The sequence below is a fragment of the Mycobacterium sp. E796 genome (assembly GCF_001672815.1).
GTDB lineage: Bacteria > Actinomycetota > Actinomycetes > Mycobacteriales > Mycobacteriaceae > Mycobacterium.
The window spans coordinates 1-1,121 of the sequence record NZ_LZKK01000220.1; the positions used below are offsets into that span (position 1 = coordinate 1).

A 1,121-nucleotide genomic window follows, 5' to 3' on the forward strand; every position below is an offset into this window, starting at 1 on the left:
CCCACCGCCAGGGCCACGGGGTACTTGGTGGTGAACCACCCCACCGTGCGCGACAGGTCGACGCCCGCGTCCAGCTCTTCCTGGCGCCCGTGACCCTCGGCGTCGATCACGACGGGCGCGGCGCCGGTGCCCAAGAATTCGGCACACGCCAAGGCGAACGCGATCAACAAGATCTCGTGGATGCCGGCGTGGAAGGCCGCGGGCACCTCGCCGAGCAGCATCCGGGTCGTCTCCGCGTCCAACTGCGCCATCAAGATCCCGGCGCTGACGTAGGTGTCGACCGCGGGTTGCACGGCCGGCAATGCCGCGGGCAGCGCGGCGATCTGCCGCCACGCGCGCGCCTGCCCCACCACCTCGGGACGGTGGGCGTGCTCGGCCAGCAGCGCCGCCCACCCGGCAAACGAGGTCCCCGGTGTGGGCAACGCCAGTTGCTGCCCACCGACATGCTGGGCCCAGGCCAGGTTGAGGTCCTCGAGCAGGATCCGCCACGACACCCCATCGACCGCCAGGTGGTGAACGATCGCCACCAACCGGCCCGTGGAGATCACCCAGACCGCGCTGAGCATCATGCCCGTCGCCGGGTTCAACCGCGACCGCGCCGCCACCAAGGCCTCCTCGGACAGCACGTCCACCGTTTGCAGGCACCCGCGCGCGTCCACCGAACCGGGCTCGGGCACCGTCAGCGACCATCCACCCGAGCCGTCCGTGTCGTTGCGGTCGACGCGCAGCCGCAGCATCGCATGCCGATCCAGCAGGGCCTGCAACACCGCCGCCACGTCTTCCTCCGTGGCCCCCACCGGTGCCTGCACGACCACCGTCTGGTTGAACTGCTCGACCGGGGCGCCCGCACGTTCCTGGTCCTCCAGCCAGCGGATGATCGGGGTCGCGATGACGGGCCCGACGCCCTGGTCGATCACCTCGGCATCGGCGTCGACCACGCCGGCCACTCGGGCGAGCTTGGCCACGGTCTGCTCGACGAAGACGTCGCGCGGCCGAACCACCACGCCGGCCGCCCGCGCCCGCGCCACCACCTGCATCGACAAAATGCTGTCCCCGCCCAATTCGAAGAACGACTCCTCCACCCCGACCCGCTCCAACCCCAACACCTGCGCATAGATACC

Annotated in this window: 1 protein-coding gene; it reads right to left on the reverse strand. The window is 70.8% G+C overall.

Annotated features, from left to right (window positions below; translation table 11 throughout):
* On the reverse strand, positions 1–1,121 hold a 1,121-nt coding region (locus tag A5706_RS16175), incomplete at both ends, for a condensation domain-containing protein (RefSeq protein ID WP_231985321.1).